Genomic DNA, 25,639 nt, shown 5'->3' on the forward strand with positions numbered 1-25,639 from the left:
ATGCTGACGCTGGCGTGCGCATCTATGACGATGCCACCGCAAGATGTCCGGTCATCTCTACGGATGAAATATCCTATGGCCATTGAGTCTCTACTCCCTGTTTATTTAACGTGCGGGTCCGTGCTATTGCCGGTTGCTGAAACGATTGTTATCGGTGATCCCCGTGGGTCTCTGCCCAGACGAAGTTGGCGATTTGCTCATCTGTGGACGTTGGTTTATCCAGACTGCAGAGCCATTGGGGAAGCATCACCATGGTGACGTTGAGTGGACCTCTCAGTCGGCTGGGCATGCACAACGATAGAGAGCGTGAGGCAGCCATGATGAATGAGGGGGTGAGGCGTCGGTGGCGCAAATGGCGGTTTGCGCTGTAGGAGGTGTCCGAAAAGTGCAGGGGTTTGTTCCCGCTGCGGAGGGTATCGCTGTCGGGTGTGGCTTAAGCTGGATGCAGGTGCGGTCAGCGACTGAAATGTGTTGCCTGACTTCATGCCTCTTTTATCAACCGCTCCAACGCCGCCTTGCGCTCATCCTTGGGCAAACCGCCCAGCGTCTCAACCGCCTGATAGAAGGCGACCCAATCCCCATTCACCTGTTTGAACAGCGCCGCAAACGCCGGCACCCACTGATCGTAAAGACCAAATGGCAGCAACCTGGCGTTGTTCATCGGTGCGTTGACCCAAGCGTCATAACGCTTGTCCCCCGCCCATTGGGTGTCGCGCATCTGCCGATAATCGCGTCGCAAACGCTCGAACTCAGCTGCCTTGCGTTCACGCATCACCTCGGCGGACAAAGGCTGTGCGTAGAGTTGTTTCAGACGCTCTCGAGCGTCGAGGACTAACTGCGTGAACTGATCCCGGCGTTGCGATTCAGAGAACGTTTGCGGCGGCAAACCCCGTGCAGTTCGCCATTGCCGTGTGCCCTCCTGTTCGACGAAGTTGGCGTAGGATTCGTTGAATTCACTGTCATCCTTTACGTAGAACCGCTGATGCGCCAGCTCATGAAAAATAAGCGTCATCAGCCGTTCACTGCCCCAATTCATCATTGAGCTGAGGATCGGATCGTTGAACCAACCCAGCGTTGAATAGGCCTCAACGCCACTGACGTATACGTCCATACCTGCGAGTTTCTGTAACGCTGCTTCGCCCCGCGCCGAGCCTTGGTCGTAGTAACCGCGATAGGCCACGCAGCCCGCAATGGGAAAGCAATGGGTGACCGGGTCCAGCGAAAACTCTCCGGTCGCGAACACGTTCCACACCACGTAAGGGCGGCCGATATCGACATACAGCCGGTAACTTTGGTTGTCAGGCAAATGCAGGTGTTCGCTGGCGAAGGTGCGGGCTCTCTGCGCCTGTGCAAGTTGCTCGCGCAGTTTCGGATCGCGGCTGGGGTCATCGATCACTTTAGTGACCGGCTCTCGGGCTTCGAGCAGACGCAACTGACCAGTCGCCAGTTGGCTGTAATACGACACACTGGAACAACCGCTCAAAAACAAGATGACTACCGGCAAGCAACGCCGCCACAGGCAAAGATTGAATGAAGTCATGCAGCGGCCTTAAAGTCGAAAGCGTGAAGGTCCCAAACCACAAGCGTTATGCCGGACAGCCGGACATCAACGCAACTATCATCGCCTCTTTACCACATGGAGCCAGTAATGCGCGTGCCTCTGACGTTTGCCACCTTGAGCCTGCTTGCGGGTTGCGCGAGCCCGCTGCCCGCCGTTGATCCGCAACAAGCCTGGGTCGACATGCACACCTTCACCGGCAAGGTGCTGATGGCCGATAAGCTCGACGGAACCCGTACCGAAGACGGCCGTTACTTTCAGGTAACCCCGGGTAGGCATGAGCTGCAAGTGCGTTACGACTATGAATATGCGGCGGGCGGTCTTGGTCTGTCGATGGACATTTACAACGAGATAACCTGCTACGTCACCCTCAACTACGACAACTTTGAAGCGGGTCATCGCTACCGACTTGAAGTGCGCGACATCGCCAACAGCATCGATGCGCAGCTCAAGGATGAGCAACGCAAGGTACTCGCAGAAGAAAGTCAGGTGTCTTGTCTGCCTTGACGAACCACGAACCTAGCGGTCATTTTTCTGATAGATGATCTTCTTCGTGCCGTTTTCACAGGTGCCCACGACCATGTTCTGATCCTGAACCTCATCATTTCGCACGATTTCGAGTGTGTAGGAGCTCACGTTTTGAGCCTGGATTTTCGCTTCGATTTCGGCCTTTAGTTCTTCACAAGGCCTGGGGGCGGCGAATGCGCTGGTGGACAGCGCAGTGGCGATGAGGGTTAACGCTATGCGATTCATGCTCGACTCCTTCGACGCCGCGCGAGAAGCGGCGGCTTAACTACGACACCCTACGCCCGAGCCAGTTCTCGTCTCCTGAAACGAAAACGACCCGCCCAGCGTGCAGCCAGGACAGGTCGTTCGCACAGCGCTGTTGGCGATTAGCTCAGCAGCGTCGCGTCCAGGGTGATTTTTGCGTTGAGCACTTTGGACACCGGGCAACCCTCTTTGGCCTGGGCAGTCAGTTTGTCGAACTGCTCCTGGGTGGCGCCCGGAACTTTGGCCTTGAGCGTCAGGTGTACGGCAGTGATCGAAAAGCCGCCATCGACTTGATCAAGGGTCACGTCAGCAGTGGTATCGATGCTGTCAGCCTTGAGGTTTTCACCGCCGAGAATCATCGACAGTGCCATGGAGAAACAGCCTGCGTGGGCTGCGCCGATCAACTCTTCAGGGTTAGTGCCTTTACCGCCTTCGAAGCGTGCCTTGAAGCCATAAGGGGCTTCACGAAGTACGCCGGTTTCAGTGGAGATACTGCCGATACCGGTTTTCAGGTCACCTTCCCAGTGGGCGGATGCTTTTTTGACGATGCTCATGATGTCTCCTATGAAGGGCGCACGAATAATCGCGCTGGAACAAGGAATCTGAGGATAGACCGTTTGGTAAAGTTCAACGGCGATAGGAATCTGATTTTTGCTCCGAACAAATCCGACAGAAACCGTAGGAAATTTCAACCTGCCCATTGAAACCTCGCCACATGCCCTTATCCTATAGCCTTAACGCAAATTTTTAGGCTTAAGGTCGGCTTCGTTGCGCTCCACCGATCAAATCGAGAGCGCCACACCCCCAAAGAGGATACCAGCGACCCATGAAACGATTAGCTGATGTGAAGATTTCCACGCTTGATCTGGTTCCCGTTCGCGAAGACAAAGGGCCAGCAGATTCTCTGCGCAATTCGCTGGACCTGGCGCAGCATGTCGAAAAATGGGGCTACGAGCGCTTCTGGGTCGCTGAACACCACAACATGGATGGCATTGCCAGCTCGGCGACTGCGGTTTTGCTGGCGTATCTGGCGGGCGGCACTTCTACCATTCGTGTCGGCGCCGGTGGTGTAATGCTGCCCAACCATGCGCCACTGGTGATTGCCGAGCAGTTCGGCACTCTGGCCTGCTTGTATCCAGGCCGTATCGATTTGGGTCTGGGCCGCGCGCCAGGGTCCGATCAGATGACTGCTCGGGCGTTGCGCCGGGAGCGTTCCGGGAGCGCCGATGATTTCCCCGATGATGTGGCCGAGCTAATGAGCTATCTCGGCCCGCGCCAACCGCATCAGCGGGTGATCGCCGTGCCAGGCAGTAACACCAACGTACCGGTCTGGTTGCTCGGTTCCAGCCTGTTCAGCGCGCAACTGGCGGGGGAGCGAGGCTTGCCTTATGCGTTCGCATCGCACTTTGCGCCGCGCTTCATGCATGAGGCTATTCGCGTCTATCGCAACCACTTCAAGCCGTCGGCGACGCTGGACAAGCCTTATGTAATGCTCGGCGTGCCACTGGCCGCCGCTGACACCGACGAACGCGCCGAATATCTGGTGACGTCGGTGTACCAACGGATTCTCGCACTGATGCGTGGCCAGACACTGATGCAACGTCCACCCGTAGAAACCATGAACGGCCTGTGGCTGCCTCATGAGCGTGAAGCCGTGATGGATTTCCTCGGCCTTGCAATGGTCGGCGGCCCTGAGAAGATCCACGCCAAATTGGACGTTCTGCTGGAGCAGACAGATGCAGATGAGCTGATCTTCACCTGTGACATGTACGAGCACGCCGATCGCTTGCGCTCGTATGAGATTTTGGCTCAGGTCGCAAAAGGCTGAGTCTCGGCGACTGACATCCAACAGGATTTGCCTCCCTCTCATAGATGACCCGCGCCCATAAAAAACCGACGTCAAACGCGTCGGTTTTTTATATAAGCAAGCCAATGCCATCAGCCGCGCTTGTACACGATTTCCTTGGTGCCGCCTTCGCAGGTGCCAACGACTTTACCGTCTGCCGCTGCGCCTTTATCGACAGCTTCGAGGGTGTACGAGGTTGCGCCGTTTGCTTTGATCTTGGCGTCGATCTCGGCCTTTACGTCGTCGCAAGCCTTGCCAGCGGCCATGGTGGTACCAGCGATACTCAATAACCCTACCGCCAAAAGAATCTTCTTCATCGCGTCACACTCCCTCGTCAAGCCTTACTACAGGCAAAAAAGGCCGCTTGAAAAGGAGCGGCCAGACTACATTGAACACGCCTCGATTTAACGAACAGCGGGCTAGGTATAGCGAAGGTTGTGGCAATCAGCCAGCTCAAAAGTTCAGCGCATCAGCTCTTATCGATACGAAAGCCGACTTTGATCGTGACCTGAAAGTGAGCCACTTTGTTGTCTTTGATATGGCCGCGGGTTTCCAGCACTTCGAACCACTCCAAATGACGCACGCTCTGACCGGCCTCAGCCAGTGCATTGTTGATGGCGTCTTCAATGGTGCTGCTCGATGAGCCAACCAGCTCCAGTAGTTTGTACGTGTGGTGATCAGACATGACAGTTCTCCTAAGAAGGTCTTCGATGCAAGCGTAGCAGCGAATCAGCCCCCTACCTCTGTGACGAAAACCCAGGAAAAAGTTCAGAAGAAACGGTAGTTCGACACATGTACTGCACTTTCTGGTAAGCCTGTAGTCGGAGACAACACACGCCACTCATCATTGCAGGAGAGTCACATCATGGCATTCACGTCATCCCGGAAAGCGTCATTGCAAAGCATGGAAGCCGAGATCGAAAGTCTGCTCAAGTCTCTGGAGAGCTTGAAGTCGGATGCTTCGGACGAATCGCACAAAACCCTGAAAAGCCTCAAAGCCAACGCCGAGAGTGCGCTGAGCCACTCACGCAGCTTGTTGAACGATGTCTACGAAGACGTCAAAGTCAAAACCCGCGAAACCGGCGTCGCCACCCGCGACTACGCGCAAGAACACCCTTGGACCACAGCCGGTGTGGCCATAGGCGCAGTCGGCCTGCTTGCTGCTTATTTGCTGTGCAAACGCGGTAACTGATTACGCCCGACCTGAACGCTGCAGCTCACTTTTCAGCCACTGTGCCAATTGTTGAGCTCGTCCATCTGCAGCACGTTTAGGCACCCATAACGCCAGTTGCGCCGGGGTTTCACTGAAGCCCCATGGCGCAGCTAGGCGCCCCGCCTTCAAGTCATCGGCCACTAGCGGTTCAGGCGCGATGGCAATCCCAAGCCCCGCGACTGCCGCCTCCAACAAATAGTACAAATGTTCAAACCCCTGTCCGAAGCGTAACGCTTCAGGATCGATGCCGTTTTGTCTGGCCCAGCTTGGCCATGCCTGCGGGCGTGAGGTGGTTTGCAGCAACGACTCCTCAATCAACGCTTGTACGGGTGCATGTTGCAGTTGCTCAAAACGAGCAAAACGCGGGCTTAAGACTGGTCCAATCCGCTCTCGGGCCAGCTCGAAGACGTGCATGTCCGCTGGCCAAGGCGGCTCGGCGAAGACCAGCAAGGCGTCGAGCCCAGGACGTCGCGGATCGAGATCGCCTTCACCTGCCGACAGATGCAGGCGCAAGTCGGGAAGATCAGCATTCAGCCGCCCCAGCCGGGGGATAAACCAACGCGCCAACAGGCTCCCCGAGCAGCCCAATACAAACGGCGCATCGGCGCTGCCCTTGCTCAGCTCGGCACACACGCTGCGCAATCGGTCGAAGGCTTCAGCGCTGGCGTCGCGCAGTTGAATTCCAGCATCTGTGAGTTTAAGGCCGCGACCCTCTTTGCTGAACAGGCTCACGCCGAGATGCTCTTCGAGCACTTTCAGCTGCCGGCTGACAGCGCCGTGGGTGACGTGCAGTTGCTCCGCCGCCTGACTGACGCTGTTCAGACGAGCGGTGGCTTCAAAGGCGCGCAAGGCGTTAAGCGGGGGAAGATCTCGGCTCATGGTATCTGTGAGTTTTCCTGACAGGTTGCGCCGATCTTATCGGTTTTCATCAGCCTTGGCGCTGGTTAAAGTGTGCCCACTGCCAGAAAGGCAAAACACATTCGTTACCCCGGAGGTTCCATGAGCCAGACCCAGACTCAATTTCGCAACGGCCCCGACGCCAAAGGCATGTTCGGTTCCTTCGGCGGTCGTTATGTCGCCGAAACCCTGATGCCGCTCATCCTTGATCTGAACCGCGAATACGAAGCGGCCAAGATCGATCCTTCGTTCCTCAATGATTTGGCCTACTTTCAGCGCGACTACGTAGGGCGTCCAAGCCCGCTGTATTACGCCGAGCGACTGACCGAACACTGCGGCGGCGCCAAGATCTACCTCAAGCGTGAAGAGCTGAACCACACCGGCGCGCACAAGATCAACAACTGCATTGGCCAGATTCTGTTGGCGCGGCGCATGGGTAAAAAACGCATCATCGCCGAGACTGGCGCGGGTATGCACGGCGTGGCGACCGCCACCGTGGCCGCGCGTTTCGGCCTGCAATGCGTGATCTACATGGGCACCACTGACATTGAGCGCCAGCAAGCCAACGTGTTCCGCATGAAGCTGCTGGGCGCTGAAGTGATTCCGGTCGTGGCCGGTACCGGCACCCTGAAAGACGCGATGAACGAAGCGCTGCGTGACTGGGTGACCAACGTCGACAGCACCTTCTACCTGATCGGCACCGTCGCGGGTCCACACCCTTATCCAGCCATGGTGCGTGATTTCCAGTCCGTCATTGGCAAGGAAACCCGCCAACAACTGCAAGCGCAGGAAGGCCGTCTGCCGGACTCTCTGGTGGCCTGCATCGGTGGCGGTTCCAACGCCATGGGCCTGTTCCACCCGTTCCTCGATGACACCAGCGTCGAAATCATTGGCGTTGAAGCGGCCGGTCACGGCATCGAAACCGGCATGCACGCAGCCAGCCTGAACGGCGGCGTGCCCGGTGTGTTGCATGGCAACCGCACCTTCCTGCTGCAAGATGACGACGGCCAGATCACCGACGCGCACTCAATTTCCGCAGGCCTGGACTACCCAGGCATCGGCCCTGAACACGCGTGGTTGCATGACCTCGGTCGCGTTCAATACACCTCGGTCACTGACCATGAGGCGCTGGCCGCATTCCACCAATGCTGCCTTCTGGAAGGCATCATCCCGGCGCTGGAAAGCGCTCATGCCCTGGCCGAAGTCTTCAAGCGCGCACCCGGCCTACCCAAAGATCACCTGATGGTGGTCAACCTGTCTGGCCGTGGCGACAAGGATATGCAAACCGTGATGCACCACATGGATCTGTCCCAGCAGGAGAAACACTGATGAGCCGTCTGCAAACACGTTTTGCCGAGCTGAAACAACAAAACCGTGCGGCGCTGGTGACCTTCATCACGGGCGGCGATCCGGACTACGACACCTCGCTGGCGATCCTCAAGGGTTTGCCAAAAGCAGGTGCCGACGTGATCGAGTTGGGCATGCCGTTCACCGACCCAATGGCCGACGGCCCGGCAATCCAGTTGGCCAACATCCGAGCGCTGAACGCCAAGCAGAACCTAGCAAAAACCCTGCAGATGGTCAGCGAGTTCCGTGTTGAAAACAACACCACGCCAGTGGTCCTGATGGGCTATTACAACCCGATTCACGCCTACGGTATCGAGCGTTTCATTGCCGCTGCCAATGAGGCGGGCGTCGATGGCTTGATCGTGGTCGACCTGCCGCCTGAGCACAACGATGAGCTGTGCGACCCGGCACAAGCAGCCGGCCTTGACTTCATTCGTCTGACCACGCCAACCACTGACGATGTGCGTCTACCGACCGTACTCAACGGCAGCTCGGGCTTTGTGTATTACGTCTCCGTTGCCGGCGTGACCGGCGCTGGCGCTGCCACCACTGAGCATGTCAAGGGAGCAATCGAACGTCTGCGTCGCCATACGGATTTGCCGATCAGCGTGGGCTTCGGTATTCGTACCCCGGAACAAGCGGCCGCCATCGCGCGTCTGGCTGATGGCGTGGTCGTGGGCTCGGCGCTGATTGATCACATCGCCAGCGCGAAAACGCCCGACGAAGCGATCACGGGTGTGCTGACACTCTGCTCGGCACTGTCTGAGGGCGTGCGTAAAGCCCGCCTGGGTTGAAGGTAAAGTTTTTGATACAGAGGAATTCGATCCTCTGTATAAAGACTAAGCAGTACAGCAAAGGGGTTCGGGACTGGGTTCTGAACCCCTTTTTGCTGATCCGTATGGTTCAGGAGCGCGCTAGATGAAAGTGTCAAATCGTTTGATTGCCGGGCTGGGCATCTTGATGATCAGCGCCACCACATGGGTGCAGGCAGCCGGGCCTGATGAGCGAGGGGGCCAGGATAATCGTGGTCCGGAGAATCATCAGGATCAGGGACACGGCAACGAGCAGGGCAAAAACCAACAGGGCGGCAATCAACCGGGCAACAATCAGCCAGGCCGGGGCGGGCAGGGTAACAGTCAGGCGCGTAACGACAATCGCGGTGGCGGCCGCCCACCTGAGAATTTCGACGACGTACGTCGCCAGGTGTATGAGCACCGCGAAGTAATCGGTCGCGGGCAGCCATTGCCGCCCAATGTTCAGATCGTGCGCGGACACCCTTTGCCGCGTGGCTATGGTCGTCGTCTGGATCAGCGTTCGTTGCAATATCTGCCGCGCTACGACGGCTACGAATGGCGCCGCCTGGGGCCTGATGTCGTGTTGATCGCGATTGGCAGCGGGATTGTTTATGAAATCCTCGAAGGTGTTTTGAACTGAGCCCTACCCGGTACTTTCTGTAGGAGCCAACTTGTTGGCGAGGCGGTTAACGCGGCGTGACAGTCATGCCGCCTCGCGGACATGTTCACGCCTACAGCGGGCTGCGTTGCTCCCCTGCAATCTCCTGCACTGATCGATGTGAGCGAACGGCATCACCGCTTGAACATCCCCACATTTAACTCGCGAATCCCGCCCATCCAGATCGCATGCTCCGTGTGATCGGCCAAATCATCCCCGGTCAGCGGATGCGTGAATATCACCAACCCGTTGCGATTCAATGCCAGCCACAGCATCACGTCGGCAAACGTCGAATGATCGAATGCCAACTGGCAGCTCCAGTCGGGATGTGGCCCGACCAAACGCTCATGAACACGCCCCATCTTCACATCAAATGTGGCTGCAACGGTCTCGCACAAAGCGCGAGCTTGATCGATGGTTTGGGCATCGAAATAAACGTGGGCGTGATAACCCTCGACAGGTGACATAGCCGGTCCTCCACAAGTGTTGAACAGCCGTGTGCGCGGCCACTCTCAAGAAGGGGGAAGTTATCCATAGTTAGGGACCGATTGCCATCGTTGTGGCCGCAACCAAAGGGCAACAGACCTAGATAGCAATCGAAGGCAACGGCTTCCCCACCAGCGAATCCCCGCTCAGCGCCTGTTCACTTTTCAACCAATCAACGAACTGCTGGACGATTTGCACCCGGCGTTTACGTTGCGGCAGCACGATGTAATAGCCGTACGCCGAAATCGCCGTTGCTTCGATGGGCCGACACAACAACCCTTGCTCTAGCAGCTCATCCACCAGATGCCGCCAGCCAATCGCCACGCCCTGCCCGCCAATCGCGGCCTGAATCAAGAGTGTGTAATTGTCGAACCTGAGCTGGCCGGGAGCGGGCGCTTGTGGGATGTTCAATGCGCGGAACACACCGCCCCAATCGAACCAATCATTACTGCCTTCGCCGCGCAAATGCAGCAGTGGAAGCTCCTTGAGCACGTCGATCGACAGGGGCAACGCACGCCCCGCGACGAGCTGTGGGCTGCACACGGGATAGACCTGTTCGTTGAACAGCCAATGACTTTCGCCTTGCTTGAAACGCCCATCACCGAACAGCACGGCCACATCGATATCAGCGCGCAGCATGCTGTAGCTACGTTCGCTGGTGACCAGGCTTACATCGACGTCGGGATGGTTTTTATGAAAGCGATGCAGGCGCGGCATCAGCCAATACGCGGCGAACGCGAAGTCGGTAGCGACCTGCAACACCTCATGCTGATGTTGCTCGGTAATCTCGATCAGCCCGGCATCCATCGACTGCAAACCGGCCTGCACATGGCTGAACAGGATCTCTCCGGCCTCGGTCAGCTCGATGCCGCGATAAATCCGGTTGAATAGGCGGGTTGCCAGTTGTTCTTCCAGCCGTTTGATCTGCTGGCTAATGGCTGGCTGTGTGGTGCCCAGCTCGATAGCGGCAGCCGTAAAGCTGCGCAACCGGGCGGCGGCTTCAAAACCACGCAGCAGATCCAGCGATATGTCACCGAGCGTATCAAACATAAGCTGAACTTATCCTAGGCATTATCTTGCATGGGTTTTACAGCAGAACTATAGGGTCTCATCCTCGACCGGAGCAATTTCGCATAAATATTCACTATGGAATGCCGCGAATACATGAAGCGCAAAAATATTCTTTTTATCATGGCCGATCAGATGGCCGCGCCAATGTTGCCGTTTTACGCCTCATCGCCAATCAAAATGCCGAATTTGAGCCGCCTCGCCGCTGAGGGCGTGGTGTTTGACGCTGCCTATTGCAACAGCCCGTTGTGCGCACCGTCGCGTTTCACCTTGGTCAGCGGCCAGTTGCCGAGCAAGATCGGCGCCTACGACAACGCGGCTGATTTCCCTGCCGATATCCCGACGTACGCCCATTACCTGCGTCGCCTCGGTTACCGCACCGCGCTGTCCGGCAAAATGCATTTCTGCGGCCCGGATCAGTTGCACGGTTACGAAGAACGCCTCACCAGCGACATTTATCCCGCCGACTACGGCTGGTCAGTCAATTGGGATGAACCGGACGTGCGTCCGAGCTGGTATCACAATATGTCGTCGGTGCTGCAAGCCGGTCCGTGTGTGCGTACCAACCAGCTCGATTTCGACGAAGAAGTGGTGTTCAAGGCCCAGCAGTATCTGTTCGATCATGTCCGCGAAGAGGGCGACCAACCGTTCTGCCTGACGGTTTCCATGACTCACCCGCACGACCCGTACACCATCCCTAAAAACTTCTGGAATCTGTACAGCGACGACGACATTCCAATGCCTGCGCAACCTTTGGCTCAGACAGATCAGGACCCGCATTCCCAGCGGCTGCTCAAGGTCTACGACCTGTGGGACAAACCTCTACCGGAAAACAAGATTCGCGACGCACGCCGCGCCTACTTCGGCGCCTGCAGCTATATCGATGACAACGTCGGCAAACTGCTGAAGACACTGGAGGAGACGGGCTTGGCAGATAACACCATCATCGTGTTCTCGGGCGATCACGGCGACATGCTCGGCGAGCGCGGGCTCTGGTACAAAATGCACTGGTTCGAGATGTCCGCACGTGTACCGTTGCTGGTCTACGCTCCGGGGCAATTCAAGGCCGGTCGCGTGCAGGCTGCGGTCTCCACTGCTGACCTGCTGCCGACCTTCGTGGAAATGGCTGACGGTGAACTGGACGCAAGCCTGCCACTCGATGGCCGCTCGTTGGTGCCGCACCTGCAAGGACGTGCAGGCCATGATGAAGTGTTCGGCGAGTACATGGCCGAAGGCACGACCTCTCCACTGATGATGATTCGCCGCGGGGCCTACAAATTCATCTATTCGGAGCAGGACCCATGTCTGCTGTACGACCTGCATAACGATCCGAAGGAGCAGGAAGAGCTGAGCCAATCCGAGGCGCACCGGGACCTGTTTTCAGCATTTCTGGCCGAAGCTCGGGCCAAATGGGATATACCGGCGATACACCACCAGGTGCTCGCCAGCCAGCGTCGCAGGCGATTTGTCGCCCAATCGCTGGCACTCGGCAAGCTGAAGAGTTGGGATCACCAGCCGCTGGTAGACGCCAGTCAGCAGTACATGCGCAACCATATCGATCTGGACGATCTGGAGCGCAAGGCCCGTTATCCACAACCTTGAACCCTGCCAACATCCAGAAAATCAAAAGGGACATACGATGAATAAGTTATCCACAGCACTGGCGGTTGGGGCATTGAGTTTGGGCTGTGTTGGCGCATACGCCGCTGACTCGGCAAGTTGCAGCACGGTAAAAATGGCCGATCCGGGTTGGAGCGACATTGCCGCAACCAACGCCATCACCAGTTTTTTACTTGATGGCATGGGTTACAAGGCAAAGGTCGATACGCTGGCGGTGCCGATTGCCTATGGGGGTCTCAAAGACGGCAAGCTGGATGTTTTCCTGGGCAACTGGATGCCCGCTCAGCAGGGCTTCTATGACAAGTTCATCGGCGCCGGTGATGTGACGCAGTACAAGAAAAACCTTGAAGGCACCGAGTTCACGCTCGCCGTCCCGGACTATGTCTATGACACCGGCGTGCATGACTTTGCCGATCTGAACAAATTCGCCGATAAGTTCCACAAGAAAATTTACGGCATCGGTTCAGGAGCTCCGGCCAACGTATCGCTGCAGGAAATCATCAAGAAGAATGAGTTCGGCCTCGGCGATTGGAAGCTGATCGAGTCCAGCGAACAGGCGATGCTGGCTGAAGTGCAGCGTAATGTGAAGAAGAACGAGTTCGTGGTCTTCCTCGGCTGGACCCCGCACCCGATGAACGTGCAGATCAAAGGGATGCACTACCTCAAAGGCGGCGAAAAATACTTCGGTGACACCGGCAGCGTCTACACCGTGACCCGCAAAGGTTACGCCGAGGCGTGCCCGAACGTGGGCAAGTTGCTCTCCAACCTGACGTTCACTCAGGACATGGAAAACACCATCATGAAGACCGTGGTGGATACGAAGGTCAGCAACGCCGATGCCGTGAAAGCCTGGATCAAAGCCAACCCGGCGGTACTGGATACATGGCTGGAAGGCGTGAAGACGCTTGATGACCAGGACGCGCTGCCCGCGGTGAAAGCCAAGCTTTAGGGCAATCGGGTCAGCCTTGTGGCGGGTGACCTTGTCCCGCGACCGGCGGGGAACCCGTCGTAAAACTTGCGCACGCGGTGTGACAGGCAGACCGCGCACACCGGGTTTACTGCCGCTGCGCGCCAGGACGCGGGGCAAGCCGCGCTCCTACACAATGAACTGCGCCTACGGAATCGTCATCGCAAATGCTTTATACCTTCACGGCCAACGACCGCCGCAACTCGGCTAACACAGGTGCCGACTCCGGGCGCACGCCGCGCCACTGGAAGAACGCTTCCGCCGCTTGCTCCACCAGCATCCCCAAACCATCCACCGCGTAACCTGCCTTATGTTCGGTAGCCCAACGGCAGAACGCCGTTGGCTCGCTGCTGTACATCATGTCGTAGCAGAACGTTTCACCTGGCTGAATAAGGCTTGGCAGAATCGGCGGCAGCTCACCTGCCAGGCTGGCAGAGGTGGCGTTGATGATGATGTCCACTGGCTCTTCCAGCCAATCGAAGCCACTCGGGAATACCGGCCCCAACTCGGAAAACTCCTTCGCCAACTGTTCAGCTTTCTCGACCGTGCGGTTAGCGATAACGATGACTTCCGGCTGTTCAGCGAGCAATGGTTGCAGAGCGCCCCGTACAGCGCCACCTGCGCCCAGGATCAAGATGCGTTTGCCCTTCAGGATCACGCCATGGTTGACCGTCAGATCACGCACCAGCCCCGCGCCATCGGTGTTATCGCCCAGAATGCTGCCGTCGGCCTGCTTGATCAGGGTGTTCACGGCACCCGCTCGTTGAGCGCGCGCTGTCAGGCTGTCGGCCAGCCGATAGGCTTGCTCCTTGAACGGCACCGTGACATTGGCGCCACAGCCGTGTTGGAAGAAGGCTTTGGCGAATGCGGTGAAATCGTCCAACGGCGCCAGAGAAGCGCTGTATTCCAGCGCCTGGCCCGTTTGCTCGGCGAACAGACGATGAATCAGCGGCGATTTGCTGTGGCCGATGGGGTTACCGAAGACGACATAGCGATCGATCATTTGCTTTGCGCCTCACCCAACCAATCCCGATCCTGCAAAAAGTATTCGGTCAGGCGCGACTCCTCGCTACCTGGCGCGGCTTTCCAGTCATAACCCCAGCGCACTTGCGGTGGCAATGACATGAGGATCGACTCGGTACGCCCACCCGATTGCAGACCAAACAGCGTGCCACGGTCGTAGACGAGGTTGAACTCAACGTAACGGCCACGGCGGAACTCCTGGAACTCACGCTGCGAAGCGGTATACGGCGTGGCCTTGCGGCGCTGAACGATCGGCAGATACGCATCGACATATGCATCACCAATGGCGCGCAGGAACGCAAAGCTGGTGTCGAAGTCCCACTCATTCAAATCGTCAAAAAACAGACCACCCACGCCACGCGGCTCGTCGCGGTGCTTGATGTGGAAATAACTGTCGCACCACGCTTTGTAACGCGGGTAGACATCGGCCCCGAACGGCGCACAGGCACGTTCAGCGACGCGGTGCCAATGCACGCAGTCCTCTTCTACGCCGTAATAAGGCGTCAGGTCGAAACCGCCGCCAAACCACCAGACCGGTTCTTCGCCTTCTTTTTCGGCAATGAAGAAACGCACGTTGGCGTGAGAGGTCGGAACATGAGGGTTGTGAGGATGTATCACCAGCGAAACGCCAAGCGCCTCAAAGCCACGCCCGGCCAGCTCAGGGCGATGAGCGCTGGCCGAAGGTGGCAAACCTGTGCCGAAAACGTGAGAGAAATTGACTCCGCCTTTTTCGATCACGTCGCCGTTCTCGATCACTCGTGTGCGTCCGCCGCCACCCGCTGGACGCGTCCAGGCCTCTTCGAGAAAACGCGCGCGACCGTCTTCCTGCTCCAGGGCAGCGCAGATCCTGTCTTGCAGGTCGAGCAGGTAGGCTTTGACAGCGTCGGTGCGGGTAGACATGGCAATACCTTCATATCAGGCGCTTGAAACTGAAGCATCAGGTAACGGACTTGAATATCGGCGTCATGAAACACCGAGTCTTTATGTTCGCAGCCCTTGTAAACAGCAGCGCAGCGGTAAAATTGGCGCGTAGCATACCACCGGCTGACCGGGGGTCGCAGTTGACGAAGATCAAGCGAAGGAGTCCGATAGAGCCCTTTCGCACTTACTGTTTCGATCCATGACGGAGAAAGCAAATGGCAAAGCGTATCCAGTTCCGCACCCACGGCGGCCCTGAAGTCCTTGAGTACGTCGACTTCGAACCGGCAGCACCAGGTCCGACACAAGTGCTTGTGCGCAACAAAGCGATTGGCGTCAACTTCATCGAAACCTATTTCCGCACCGGGCTTTACCCGGCGCCGTCCATGCCTTCAGGCCTGGGCAATGAAGGTGCGGGCGTGGTCGAGGCCGTCGGCAGCGAAGTGACTCACATCAAGGTTGGCGACCGTGTGGCCTACGGCACCGGCCCATTGGGCAGCTACGCCGACGTGCATCTGATTCCTGCGGCGAATCTGGTGAAGCTGCCAGATGACATCAGCTTCGAACAGGCCGCTGCGGTGATACTCAAGGGGCTAACGGTGCAGTACCTGTTTCGCCAGACCTACGAAATCCGTCCGGAAGAAACCATTCTGTTCCACGCCGCCGCAGGAGGTGTTGGCTCCATCGCGTGCCAATGGGCCAACGCGCTAGGGGTGAAGCTGATCGGTACGGTCAGCTCGGCGGAAAAAGCCGCACATGCCAAAGCCTTGGGCGCGTGGGAAATCATCGACTACAGCAAGGAGGACGTAGCCAAGCGCGTGCTGGAACTGACCAATGGCAAGAAAGTCTCTGTGGTGTATGACGGCGTTGGCAAAGACACGTGGGAAACATCCCTCAATTGCCTGGAATTACGCGGATTGTTGGTCAGTTTCGGCAATGCGTCCGGTCCGGTTGAAGGCGTGAACCTAGGAATACTCGCGCAAAAAGGCTCGTTGTATGTCACACGTCCAACGCTGGGCTCTTACGCCAACAGCCCGCAGACGCTGCAGGCCATGGCCGACGAAGTGTTCGAAATGGTCGCCAGTGGCAAGGTCAAAGTCGACGACATTCAACGGTACGCGTTGAAAGACGCAGGCAAAGCGCAGACCGAACTGTCGGCGCGGCGCACGACCGGGTCAATGATTCTTATCCCTTGATGCACTGTAGGAGTGAACTTGTTCGCGATGCGGTGTGCCTGACACACCTCATCGAACGCTTCGCCAACAAGTTGGCTCCTACAGAAAGTCAATTCCGTCACCCCTGCCGCACCACATTGGCCGTCACCAGATCCCGAATCACGCTCGGATGCTTGCGCCCCCCCAAACTGCCGCCGAGCACCATATCCAGCTGGTTATGGAAATACTGCTCCACTCGCAAGCGACTGCGCGCCGCAGGCCGTCCGGTGGGGTTGGCCGAGGTCGACACCAATGGCCCGACCAGTGCGCACAACTCACGCACCTGCGGGTGATCGCTGACACGCAGCGCTACCGTTTCATGTTCACCCGTGATCCAGTCCGGCAACAGATTCTGATGCGGCACCAGCCAGGTATTGGGCCCGGGCCAGGTACTGGCCATACGATCGAGCCAAAGCTCCGGGAAATCCTCGAACAGAAAGTCGAACTGACGGATGTTGTCCGCGACCAGAATCAGCCCTTTCTCCACCGGCCGAGCCTTGATCGCCAGCAGGCGATACACAGCCTCTGGGTCCCAGGGATCGCAGCCCAATCCCCACACCGCCTCGGTTGGATAGGCAATCACCGCTCCGGCCCTGATTTCTCGTGCGGCTTGTTGCACACGCCAACTGCTGACCATCGTGTTCTCTCCGAATAAAGCTGACGGGCAGTTTAACCTCAGGTCGCCCGGCCAAACCATCGTCCGGCCTCGCAGGCAATGCGACCGTCCAGCTCAAGCTCGGTCAGCGCTGCCAGCACTTTGGGTAAAGGCCAGCCGCTGGACACTGCCAGCGCCTCGCTGGTCTGCGGCGCCGCATGCAGTAAAGCGAGCAATGGGTGCGCAACCGGCGCGGGCTCAGGCTCGACGGCGTCGCTCGACGGAGGTAGAACCTGCCAGCCGCGCAACCCTTCCATGATGTGATCAATCGTTTCCACCAGCGTTGCCCCCTCGCGAATCAACTGATGACAACCGCGCGCACCAGGGTGATGAATGGAACCTGGAATCGCATACACCTCACGCCCCTGTTCGGCGGCCAGACGCGCGGTGATCAACGATCCGCTGGCAACACTGGCCTCCACGACCAGTACGCCCAAGGACAATCCGCTGATGATCCTGTTGCGTCTCGGAAAGTTGCTGGCATGAGGACCGGCGTCCAGCGGTAACTCGGAAATCACGGCGCTACCTTGGGCAACCATGGCCGCCGCCAGTTGCTTGTGGCGCTGTGGATAAAGTTTTTCAATGCCCGTTCCCAGCACCCCGATTGTGGCCCCGCCGACATCCAACGCACCTTGATGCGCGGCGCCGTCAATACCCAACGCCAAGCCACTGGTGATGACAAAACCTGCTCCCGCCAGGCTGCGGGCAAAAGCTGCGGCGGTGTCCAGGCCGGGTTTGGAAGCGCGCCGACTACCGACCATTCCCAACTGCGGACGGTCAAGCAGGCTGCGGTTACCGGCGATGAACAACAGGGGCGGCGGGTCTGGAATTTCGGCGAGCAAGGCGGGGTAGCCGGGGTCGTCCCACATCAGCAAATGCTGAGCCGGACGCTCTAGCCAAGCCATTGCAGCACTGGCGCCGTCACGCACATCCGGGTTGCGACGGGCCTCTGCACACGCCGTCGGAAGGCCCAATGCACGCCACGCCGAGGCTGGCGCGCTGAGCGCCGCAGATGCCCCGCCGAACGCGGCGATGAGTTTATGAAAACGTTTCGGACCGATTTCAGGAAGCCTATGCAGGCGCAGACGGGCTTCCAGTTCGGCGGGCGAATGGTCGGCTTTTCCAAACAACGGCATAAGATCTTCCTTGATCTTGGGCTCACTCAAAGTGAGTAAGCAACCTGTGGATAACTCTGTTGACAACAATTAGATAAGTGAAGCATGCCAGTGCAAAAAAAGCGTGTCATACCTGAGACATAGCGTTACGGATTACGCACCTTGTCCATCACCGCCAGAGATCTGGAGGCGTGCAACACCAACGCGTAGCTGAGCCGCTCGTAGGTACGAAACACCATCAGCACACCGGCGCGCTCATCGGGAATCTTCACTTCTTCGCCCGTGATCCGATCGCGCACATGTTCCCCAGTCTTGTAGATCGCCAACACGTTGCCCTCCGCCAGGCCATCGCGCTTGCCACGGTCGAGGGTAACAACGTCAAATTCACCGATCTGCGTCACACCGCGTGGCACATCAATGATCAGGCCGTCGACCGGCGTGGTCGGTGCGCTGGGCATGAAGGTTGAATTGATCGCATGCTCTTCACTGACGAACAGCCTGTCGCCAAGGCGCACTTCCTGGGTCGAACGCTGCAACTGCAGGGTCGAAATATCGCCTTCGCTGGCAACGATATCGCCACCGCCAATGTCGTCGGCGTTAATTCCCAGCACCTCTTGGGTATCTGGATCGGTGTAGGTCTTGCCCTGACGGAAAATGCCGTAGCTGGTGTGCTGAGGATCGAATGTGCCACGGGCATAAATACGGTCCCCGATGCCGCTGAGTACGCGTTCCGCGTTACCCGCGACAATGTAAGGGGCGGTGTCGAACTGCTCGGGTTTGTCCATGATCCGGTTTTTCAGGAGGAACGCATTGATCGCGCCCAGTGGAATGCTCGGGATGGCTTCGGCGACCGGGCTACTGCGAACCCTGGGTGACAATTTGATGGTGCCGCGCGAGGCACCGCGGTTAAGCACAATTTGTGGCTGACCGTTCACATACGTCAGCGTCAAAATATCCCCTGGGTAGATCAGATCGGGATCGTGAACCTGTGGATTGGCGTGCCAAATCTCTGGCCATTTCCATGGCTGACTGAGAAATTTGCCAGAAATGTCCCAAAGTGTGTCACCGGCGACAACGGTGTAACGCTCTGGATGACCTTCCTTTAACTGTACTTGCGCCTGGACAAGGCCTGTCGCGGCCAACAGCAGCAGGGCGAGTAGTGATTTCCTCATGCGGTGAATCCCTTTATCATGTTGGCTTCGCGTGAATCATGGAGTTTTGCGAGACTTCTGTTTTACAAGGGCTGCCCGCTTGTGACGTCCCAAGCCTAGCAGTCGATTTTGAATTTACCCTACAAGTGCAGCGCTTACGTATATGGCCATTTTAAACATTCTCGAATTTCCCGATTCGCGCCTGCGCACCATCGCTAAACCGGTGCCCGTGGTCGACGACGGTGTTCGCCAGTTGATCGACGACATGTTTGAAACCATGTATGAAGCGCCTGGTATCGGTCTTGCGGCAACGCAGGTTAACGTACACAAGCGCATCGTGGTCATGGATCTGAGTGAGGATCGCAGCGAACCTCGGGTGTTCATCAACCCCGAGTTCGAAACCCTGACCGACGAGATGGAACAATATCAGGAAGGCTGCCTTTCTGTGCCGGGCTTCTATGAGAACGTAGATCGACCGCAGAAGGTGAAAGTCAAGGCGCTGGATCGTGATGGCAAGCCCTACGAGCTCATCGCCGAAGGCCTGCTCGCCGTGTGCATCCAGCATGAATGCGATCACCTGAACGGCAAACTGTTCGTCGATTACCTGTCCAGTCTCAAGCGCGACCGAATCAAGAAAAAGCTCGAAAAACTGCACAAGCAGAACGCATAAGCCCTCTCTCATGCAGGAGCTGCCCACGGCTGCGACAAGCTCGGAACAACCGTCATTGATACTGGCCCAAGCGACCGGTTCCCGGTTGATCGTAACGTGCGCCAGCGCCTGCATTTCAAATTGCATACTCCTACGAGAAGCCCATGACTGAGCCATTGCGCATCGTCTTTGCCGGCACCCCCGAATTTGCCGCCGAGCACTTGAAAGCCCTGCTCGACAGCCCTTACCAAGTGATCGCGGTCTACACCCAGCCGGATCGTCCGGCGGGCCGTGGACAAAAACTGATGCCCAGCCCGGTCAAACAACTCGCCCTGCAACATGACATCCCGGTGCTACAGCCGCCGACCCTGCGCGATGCCGCAGCTCAAGCCGAACTCGCAGCGCTCAAGCCGGATTTACTGGTGGTCGTCGCCTACGGGCTGATCCTGCCGCAAGTGGTGCTGGACATCCCCCGCCTGGGTTGCATTAACAGCCACGCCTCACTGCTGCCACGCTGGCGCGGTGCGGCGCCGATTCAGCGCGCAGTGGAGGCGGGCGACGCCGAAAGTGGCGTGACCGTCATGCGCATGGAGGCAGGTCTTGATACTGGCCCGATGCTGCTCAAAGTCACCACACCGATCACCGCCGAAGACACCGGTGGCACACTGCATGACCGCTTGGCCGAACTTGGCCCGCCGGCCGTGGTGCAGGCTATCGCAGGTCTGGCTGCAGGCACGTTGGTCGGGCAAGCGCAGGACAACAGCCTCGCCACCTATGCCCACAAGCTGAACAAGGACGAAGCGCGCATCGACTGGGCTCGCCCGGCTATTGAGCTTGAGCGTCTGGTTCGGGCGTTCAATCCGTGGCCAATCTGCCACAGCACCCTGAACGGCGAAGCGCTCAAGGTGCTCGCGGCTCAGGTGGCCGAAGGGCAGGGCGCACCAGGAACAATCCTCAGCGCCAGCAAAGACGGCTTGATCGTCGCCTGTGGACAAAACGCCTTGCGCCTGACCCGCCTGCAATTGCCGGGCGGCAAACCACTGAACTTCACTGATTTGTTCAACAGCCGTCGTGAGAAATTCGCCAGCGGCATCGTGCTCGGTCAATCGGTAGATGCGCCATGAACCCGCGTCTGGCTGCCGCCAAAGCCCTTGCTGCCGTGCTCAGTGGCAAGGCGTCACTGAACAGCTCCTTGCCGACCCAACTGGACAAGGTCGATGACCGTGATCGCGGGCTGACCCAAGACCTTGCGTTCGGCACCGCGCGTTGGGAGCCGAGGCTCTCGGCGCTGGCGGCCAAACTGTTGCAAAAGCCGTTCAAGGCCGCCGACAACGATGTTCAAGCATTGCTACTGGTGGGTTTGTATCAGCTTTTTTATTCGCGCATTCCCGCCCACGCCGCCATTGGCGAAACCGTCGGTTGCGCCGACAAACTGAAAAAACCGTGGGCCAAAGCATTGCTCAACGCGGTTTTACGTCGGGCACAGCGCGAAGGCGAGGCGCTGCTGATCGAGCTGGAACACGATCCGGTGGTGCGTACCGCGCACCCGCGCTGGCTGCAAAAAGCGCTGAAAGCCGCCTGGCCTGAGCACTGGGAAGCCATCTGCGCCGCCAACAATGCGCATCCGCCGATGATTCTGCGGGTCAATCGTCGTCATAAAACCCGCGATCAATACCTTCAGTTGCTGCTGGATAGCGGTGTTGCGGCCACGGCCTGCAGTTTCAGTCAGGACGGCATTGTGTTGGGCGAACCGTGCGATGTGCGTGGGTTGCCGGGTTTCGCCGAGGGCTGGATCAGCGTTCAGGACGAAGCCGCGCAATTGGCGGCTGATTTGCTGGAACTGGCGCCAGGTCAACGAGTGCTGGACGCCTGCTGCGCACCGGGCGGCAAAACCTGCCATTTGCTGGAAGTACAGTCTGATCTGGCGGGCGTGGTTGCTGTGGACCTGGAAGCCAAGCGCATGGTGCGGGTGAAAGAGAATCTGGATCGCCTGGGCCTGAGCGCTGAACTGATCGCCGCCGACGCCCGCGCCACCGATCAATGGTGGGACGGCAAGCCCTTTCAGCGCATTCTGCTGGACGCGCCGTGCTCGGCAACGGGGGTCATCCGTCGTCATCCGGACATCAAGCTGACGCGTCAGGCAGACGACATCCCGGCACTCGCGACACTGCAAGGCGAGTTGCTCGATGCCTTGTGGCCCACGCTGCAAGTGGGTGGCATTTTGCTGTACGCCACCTGCTCGACACTGCCGACCGAAAACACCGAAGTGATCGAGGCGTTTCTAGCGCGCACTTCAGGTGCTCGAGAATTGGATATCGCCGGCCAGAACGGCCATCCACCGCCCGGCCTGAAACAGCCCCATGGTCGCCAGTTGCTGGCACAGGAAGGTGGGCACGATGGCTTTTATTACGCCAAGCTGATCAAAATCGCAGCTTCGCAACATTGATCCTTCTGTAGGAGCGAACGTGTTCGCGAGGCGCCCTAATTGACACAACCGATCCAGCGCCTTCGCCAACAAGTTGGCTCCTACAAGGTATCAAAGCACCGAATGTTTCAAGGAGTGAACGGTTGAAAATCATCATTCTCGGCGCAGGGCAGGTCGGCGGTACGTTGGCCGAGCATCTGGCCAGCGAAGCAAACGACATCACAGTGGTCGACACCGACGGGGATCGGTTGCGCGATCTGGGCGATCGTCTGGACATCCGCACCGTGCAGGGTCGCGGCTCGTTTCCTAACGTGCTGCGCCAGGCGGGCGCCGACGATGCCGACATGCTGGTTGCCGTCACCAACAGCGACGAAACCAATATGGTCGCCTGCCAGGTCGCGTACACGCTGTTCCACACCCCCACCAAGATCGCCCGCATCCGCGAAACGGCGTATCTGACACGCGCTGGCCTGTTCGAAAACGATGCCATTCCGGTGGACGTATTGATCAGCCCGGAACAGGTCGTGACCAACCACATCAAGCGCCTGATCGAATACCCAAGCGCGTTGCAGGTGATCGACTTCGCCGAAGGCAAGGTGCAACTGGTGGCCGTCAAGGCGTACTACGGCGGCCCTTTGATCGGCCAGCACCTGCGCCAGTTACGCCAACACATGCCGAATGTCGACACCCGCGTTGCGGCTATTTTCCGCCGGGACCGGCCGATCATGCCCCAGGGCGACACCGTCATTGAAGCCGACGACGAAGTCTTCTTCATCGCCGCGAAAGTGAACATTCGCGCAGTGATGGGAGAGATGCGCCGGCTTGACGAAAGCTACAAACGGATTGTCATCGCTGGGGGTGGGCATATTGGTGAGCGACTTGCCGAAGCCATCGAAAACCGCTATCAGGTCAAGATCATCGAAATGAATCCAGCGCGCTGCCGCTACCTGTCGGACCATCTGAACAACACGGTCATCCTGCAAGGCAGCGCCTCGGACCGGGATTTGTTGATGGAAGAGAACATCGACAACGCCGATCTGTTCCTGGCCCTGACCAACGATGATGAAGCCAACATCATGTCATCGTTGCTGGCCAAGCGATTGGGCGCGAAAAAGGTGATGACCATCATTAACAACCCGGCCTATGTCGACCTGGTTCAGGGCGGGGAGATCGACATCGCCGTCAGCCCACAACTGGCAACCATCGGCACACTGCTGGCGCACGTTCGCCGGGGCGATATCGTCAGCGTGCATTCGTTGCGCCGTGGCGCGGCGGAAGCGATTGAAGTCGTGGCGCACGGCGACGCCAAATCGAGCAAAGTGATCGGCCGTGCCATCCGAGACATCGATTTGCCTTCAGGCACGACCATTGGCGCGATCACCCGTGGCGAAGAGGTACTCATCGCCCACGACGCCACGGTGATCGAGTCCGGCGACCACGTGATCATGTTTCTTGTGGATAAAAAGTACATCCGCGACGTGGAACGGTTGTTTCAGGTCGGGTTGAGTTTTTTCTAAATGGCTAATTCATGGCCTGTAGGAGCTGCCGAAGGCTGCGAGTAAGGTCCAAAGGACCTTCACGGGGCCATCCGAAACACTGGGCGCGCTACGCACACCATCGCAGCCTTTGGCAGCTCGTACAGGTAGATCGTGTTTCTCAACCCGCAATCAATACCAGCGAGCCTCGCCTGGCGGGCGTTTCTTGAAGCGCTTCATGGTCCACATGTACTGGCTCGGGTAAGCCCGCACGTATTTTTCGACCACCTTGCTCATCGCTGCCGCCGAGGTTTGTGTGTCGGTGCTGTACATGTCTTCGGGCGCCGCTTCCAGAACAACTTTATAGCCCGAACCGTCCTCCAGACGCATGGCATGCAAGAACACCCCCACTGCCTTGCCGCCCGCCAGCATGTTCGGCACAAACTTGCTGGTCAGCGCAACCGTCCCACAAAACGGTACGAAAATGCCTGCTGACTCTGCTGGCTCCGGGTCCGCCGGAATCCCGACCGAACCACCTTTGCGCACTTCCTTGATGACGCTAAGGATGCCTTCCTTGGTCGACGCCGCTACCCGGTTGCCCAACTGCACGCGCTGCTTACGCAACAGATCATCCACCGCCTTGAGCTTGGGCGGACGATAGAAAATGATCGGTTTGCACTGACTGCAATAAAAGTGGTTGAGCACTTCCCAGTTACCCAGATGGCTGGTGATACCGACCACGCCCTTGCCTGACGCCAGTGCCTGGGTCAGCACCTCCAGACCTTCTACTTCACGCACCAGATTGATGGATTTCTGCGCAGGCCAGATCCAGGCGCAAGCGCTCTCGGTCAAGGTCTTGCCAATGTCCATCAGGCTGCGCCCAACCAGCGCTTCAAGCTCCTGAGGATTCAACTCAGGGAAGCACTTGGACAAATTGATCCGCGCGACTTCACGCGAACGGTTGGGCAGCTTCCACATCAACCAGCCGATGGCGGTGCCGACCGCTTGCACGGCACGCCACGGCAATAGGGCAAACAACCGCAACGCCCCGACCATCATGGCGCCTTTGAACTTATCCACAGATCACTCCTGAACACATGAGGCGGGCATTGTAACCGTCAGCGGGCCAGCGCTGCGTATTGATCACAATCGATGGTGTGATCCATGACCATGCCGGTGGCCTGCATGTGGGGATATTGGCCAGCCATCTACCACCACCTATCAGTCGACTTCATCCGCTGATTGCTCATGTATCCATCGGAAACCGAGCGCGACTGCGACACCCTCGGCAGCGGGAACAAACCCCTGCACTTTTCGGACACCTCCTACAGCGCAAACCGCCATTTGCGCCACCGACGCCTCACCCCCTCATTCATCATGGCTACCTCACGCTCTCTATCGCTGTGCATGCCCAGCCGACTGGGAGGTCCACTCAACGTCACCATGGTGATACTTCCCCAATGGCTCTGCAGTCTGGATAAGCCAACGTCCACAGATGAGCAAATCGCCAACTTCGTTTGGGCAGAGACCCACAGGGATCACCGATAACAATCGCTTCAGCAACCGGCAATAGCACGGACCCGCACGTTAAATAAACAGGGAGTAGAGACTCAATGGCCATAGGATATTTCATCCGTAGAGATGACCTGACATCTTGCGGTGGCATCGTCATAGATGCGCACGCCAGCGTCAGCATGGAAAACATAGGTCACTCTCTTGAGGGAGACACTGTGACCTGCGGAGTAGATGGCAAGGCGTATCGGATCGTGGGAGGGATCTCCTACATCAT

Annotated in this window: 27 protein-coding genes and 1 pseudogene; 13 read left to right on the top strand and 15 right to left on the bottom strand. The window is 58.1% G+C overall.

Translation table 11 applies throughout. From position 1 onward, the window contains the following. Window positions 1-481 precede the first annotated feature (481 nt). A complete protein-coding gene (locus tag VGC62_RS19815) occupies window positions 482-1,540 on the bottom strand; it encodes an aminopeptidase (protein ID WP_331188776.1) in 1,059 nt (352 codons plus the stop codon). Window positions 1,541-1,648: 108 nt separating this feature from the next. Here VGC62_RS19815 and VGC62_RS19820 point away from each other — a divergent pair, with 108 nt between their 5' ends. After that, the gene (locus VGC62_RS19820) at window positions 1,649-2,065 is read left to right on the top strand and encodes a hypothetical protein (RefSeq protein WP_331188777.1); all 417 of its coding nucleotides are present in this window, start codon (window positions 1,649-1,651) and stop codon (window positions 2,063-2,065) included. A 12-nt stretch (window positions 2,066-2,077) separates the two neighbouring features. Here the strand turns inward: VGC62_RS19820 and VGC62_RS19825 are convergent, their stop codons facing one another. Next, window positions 2,078-2,311, bottom strand: a complete 234-nt coding sequence (locus VGC62_RS19825; protein ID WP_331188778.1) for a DUF1161 domain-containing protein — start codon at window positions 2,309-2,311, stop codon at window positions 2,078-2,080. A gap of 140 nt (window positions 2,312-2,451) precedes the next feature. Beyond that, window positions 2,452-2,883, bottom strand: coding sequence for an OsmC family protein (locus tag VGC62_RS19830; protein ID WP_331188779.1), 432 nt, complete (start codon window positions 2,881-2,883; stop codon window positions 2,452-2,454). Between the two features lie 272 nt (window positions 2,884-3,155). On the opposite strand from VGC62_RS19830, the gene VGC62_RS19835 reads away from it, so the two are divergent. Then, window positions 3,156-4,157: an LLM class flavin-dependent oxidoreductase gene (locus VGC62_RS19835; RefSeq protein ID WP_331188780.1), complete on the top strand. Its 1,002-nt coding sequence runs from the start codon at window positions 3,156-3,158 to the stop codon at window positions 4,155-4,157. Window positions 4,158-4,267: 110 nt separating this feature from the next. On the opposite strand, the gene VGC62_RS19840 is transcribed toward VGC62_RS19835, so the two are convergent. Together VGC62_RS19840 and VGC62_RS19845 are read right to left on the bottom strand one after the other, a co-directional pair. After that, window positions 4,268-4,492, bottom strand: coding sequence for a DUF1161 domain-containing protein (locus VGC62_RS19840; RefSeq protein WP_331188781.1), 225 nt, complete (start codon window positions 4,490-4,492; stop codon window positions 4,268-4,270). A 152-nt stretch (window positions 4,493-4,644) separates the two neighbouring features. Further along, window positions 4,645-4,860 carry a dodecin gene (locus VGC62_RS19845; RefSeq protein WP_331188782.1) on the bottom strand — a complete coding sequence of 72 codons (216 nt, stop codon included), beginning with the start codon at window positions 4,858-4,860 and terminating at the stop codon, window positions 4,645-4,647. A gap of 180 nt (window positions 4,861-5,040) precedes the next feature. On the opposite strand from VGC62_RS19845, the gene VGC62_RS19850 reads away from it, so the two are divergent. Next, complete coding sequence (locus VGC62_RS19850; RefSeq protein WP_331188783.1) at window positions 5,041-5,367, top strand: DUF883 family protein; 327 nt, start codon at window positions 5,041-5,043, stop codon at window positions 5,365-5,367. On the opposite strand, the gene VGC62_RS19855 is transcribed toward VGC62_RS19850, so the two are convergent. Beyond that, window positions 5,368-6,267 carry a LysR family transcriptional regulator gene (locus VGC62_RS19855; RefSeq protein WP_331188784.1) on the bottom strand — a complete coding sequence of 300 codons (900 nt, stop codon included), beginning with the start codon at window positions 6,265-6,267 and terminating at the stop codon, window positions 5,368-5,370. 120 nt (window positions 6,268-6,387) lie between these two features. Between VGC62_RS19855 and trpB the strand changes: the two genes are divergently transcribed. From trpB to VGC62_RS19870, 3 genes are all read left to right on the top strand, one after another. After that, window positions 6,388-7,614, top strand: a complete 1,227-nt coding sequence (trpB, locus tag VGC62_RS19860) for a tryptophan synthase subunit beta (RefSeq protein ID WP_331188785.1) — start codon at window positions 6,388-6,390, stop codon at window positions 7,612-7,614. Beyond that, window positions 7,614-8,426: a tryptophan synthase subunit alpha gene (gene trpA, locus VGC62_RS19865; RefSeq protein ID WP_331188786.1), complete on the top strand. Its 813-nt coding sequence runs from the start codon at window positions 7,614-7,616 to the stop codon at window positions 8,424-8,426. The genes trpB and trpA overlap by 1 nt, the downstream gene beginning before the upstream one ends. 124 nt (window positions 8,427-8,550) lie before the next feature. Further along, a complete protein-coding gene (locus VGC62_RS19870) occupies window positions 8,551-9,066 on the top strand; it encodes an anti-virulence regulator CigR family protein (RefSeq protein ID WP_331188787.1) in 516 nt (171 codons plus the stop codon). 152 nt (window positions 9,067-9,218) lie between these two features. On the opposite strand, the gene VGC62_RS19875 is transcribed toward VGC62_RS19870, so the two are convergent. After that, window positions 9,219-9,551: a DOPA 4,5-dioxygenase family protein gene (locus VGC62_RS19875; RefSeq protein ID WP_331188788.1), complete on the bottom strand. Its 333-nt coding sequence runs from the start codon at window positions 9,549-9,551 to the stop codon at window positions 9,219-9,221. 118 nt (window positions 9,552-9,669) lie between these two features. After that, window positions 9,670-10,620 (bottom strand): choline sulfate utilization transcriptional regulator, encoded by a 951-nt coding sequence (locus tag VGC62_RS19880; protein WP_331188789.1) that lies wholly within the window; start codon window positions 10,618-10,620, stop codon window positions 9,670-9,672. A 114-nt stretch (window positions 10,621-10,734) separates the two neighbouring features. Here VGC62_RS19880 and betC point away from each other — a divergent pair, with 114 nt between their 5' ends. Together betC and choX are read left to right on the top strand one after the other, a co-directional pair. Then, a complete protein-coding gene (gene betC, locus VGC62_RS19885; protein WP_331188790.1) occupies window positions 10,735-12,240 on the top strand; it encodes a choline-sulfatase in 1,506 nt (501 codons plus the stop codon). A 37-nt stretch (window positions 12,241-12,277) separates the two neighbouring features. Continuing rightward, a complete protein-coding gene (choX, locus tag VGC62_RS19890; protein ID WP_331188791.1) occupies window positions 12,278-13,207 on the top strand; it encodes a choline ABC transporter substrate-binding protein in 930 nt (309 codons plus the stop codon). Between the two features lie 190 nt (window positions 13,208-13,397). Here the strand turns inward: choX and aroE are convergent, their stop codons facing one another. Both aroE and hemF read right to left on the bottom strand, forming a co-directional pair. After that, window positions 13,398-14,225 (bottom strand): shikimate dehydrogenase, encoded by an 828-nt coding sequence (gene aroE / locus VGC62_RS19895; protein ID WP_331188802.1) that lies wholly within the window; start codon window positions 14,223-14,225, stop codon window positions 13,398-13,400. Continuing rightward, window positions 14,225-15,148 carry an oxygen-dependent coproporphyrinogen oxidase gene (gene hemF / locus VGC62_RS19900; RefSeq protein WP_331188792.1) on the bottom strand — a complete coding sequence of 308 codons (924 nt, stop codon included), beginning with the start codon at window positions 15,146-15,148 and terminating at the stop codon, window positions 14,225-14,227. The genes aroE and hemF overlap by 1 nt, the downstream gene beginning before the upstream one ends. Window positions 15,149-15,384: 236 nt before the next feature. Here hemF and VGC62_RS19905 point away from each other — a divergent pair, with 236 nt between their 5' ends. Further along, window positions 15,385-16,362, top strand: a complete 978-nt coding sequence (locus tag VGC62_RS19905; RefSeq protein WP_331188793.1) for an NADPH:quinone reductase — start codon at window positions 15,385-15,387, stop codon at window positions 16,360-16,362. Window positions 16,363-16,459: 97 nt separating this feature from the next. On the opposite strand, the gene VGC62_RS19910 is transcribed toward VGC62_RS19905, so the two are convergent. From VGC62_RS19910 to VGC62_RS19920, 3 genes are all read right to left on the bottom strand, one after another. Continuing rightward, window positions 16,460-17,017: an L-threonylcarbamoyladenylate synthase gene (locus VGC62_RS19910; protein ID WP_331188794.1), complete on the bottom strand. Its 558-nt coding sequence runs from the start codon at window positions 17,015-17,017 to the stop codon at window positions 16,460-16,462. Between the two features lie 38 nt (window positions 17,018-17,055). After that, window positions 17,056-18,171: a DNA-processing protein DprA gene (gene dprA / locus VGC62_RS19915; RefSeq protein WP_331188795.1), complete on the bottom strand. Its 1,116-nt coding sequence runs from the start codon at window positions 18,169-18,171 to the stop codon at window positions 17,056-17,058. 125 nt (window positions 18,172-18,296) lie between these two features. Next, window positions 18,297-19,322 (bottom strand): LysM peptidoglycan-binding domain-containing protein, encoded by a 1,026-nt coding sequence (locus tag VGC62_RS19920; protein ID WP_331188796.1) that lies wholly within the window; start codon window positions 19,320-19,322, stop codon window positions 18,297-18,299. A gap of 142 nt (window positions 19,323-19,464) precedes the next feature. Here VGC62_RS19920 and def point away from each other — a divergent pair, with 142 nt between their 5' ends. The 4 genes from def to trkA all read left to right on the top strand — a co-directional run bounded on the left by def (window position 19,465) and on the right by trkA (window position 23,892). Continuing rightward, on the top strand, window positions 19,465-19,971 hold the full coding sequence (def, locus tag VGC62_RS19925) for a peptide deformylase (protein ID WP_331188797.1): 507 nt from the start codon (window positions 19,465-19,467) through the stop codon (window positions 19,969-19,971). A 143-nt stretch (window positions 19,972-20,114) separates the two neighbouring features. After that, complete coding sequence (gene fmt / locus VGC62_RS19930; protein ID WP_331188798.1) at window positions 20,115-21,074, top strand: methionyl-tRNA formyltransferase; 960 nt, start codon at window positions 20,115-20,117, stop codon at window positions 21,072-21,074. Continuing rightward, the gene (gene rsmB, locus VGC62_RS19935) at window positions 21,071-22,396 is read left to right on the top strand and encodes a 16S rRNA (cytosine(967)-C(5))-methyltransferase RsmB (protein ID WP_331188799.1); all 1,326 of its coding nucleotides are present in this window, start codon (window positions 21,071-21,073) and stop codon (window positions 22,394-22,396) included. Before fmt ends, rsmB begins: the two co-directional genes overlap by 4 nt. Before the next feature lie 122 nt (window positions 22,397-22,518). Next, window positions 22,519-23,892 (top strand): Trk system potassium transporter TrkA, encoded by a 1,374-nt coding sequence (gene trkA / locus VGC62_RS19940; RefSeq protein WP_331188800.1) that lies wholly within the window; start codon window positions 22,519-22,521, stop codon window positions 23,890-23,892. Window positions 23,893-24,042: 150 nt separating this feature from the next. On the opposite strand, the gene VGC62_RS19945 is transcribed toward trkA, so the two are convergent. Both VGC62_RS19945 and VGC62_RS27795 read right to left on the bottom strand, forming a co-directional pair. Beyond that, window positions 24,043-24,930, bottom strand: a complete 888-nt coding sequence (locus VGC62_RS19945; RefSeq protein WP_331188801.1) for a lysophospholipid acyltransferase — start codon at window positions 24,928-24,930, stop codon at window positions 24,043-24,045. A gap of 38 nt (window positions 24,931-24,968) precedes the next feature. Continuing rightward, window positions 24,969-25,046 (bottom strand): annotated as a pseudogene (locus VGC62_RS27795) (DNA-3-methyladenine glycosylase I); the annotation flags it as partial. Window positions 25,047-25,639 lie beyond the last annotated feature (593 nt).

Origin of the sequence: Pseudomonas sp., from assembly GCF_036404235.1 — a bacterium.
Taxonomy (GTDB): Bacteria; Pseudomonadota; Gammaproteobacteria; order Pseudomonadales; family Pseudomonadaceae; genus Aquipseudomonas.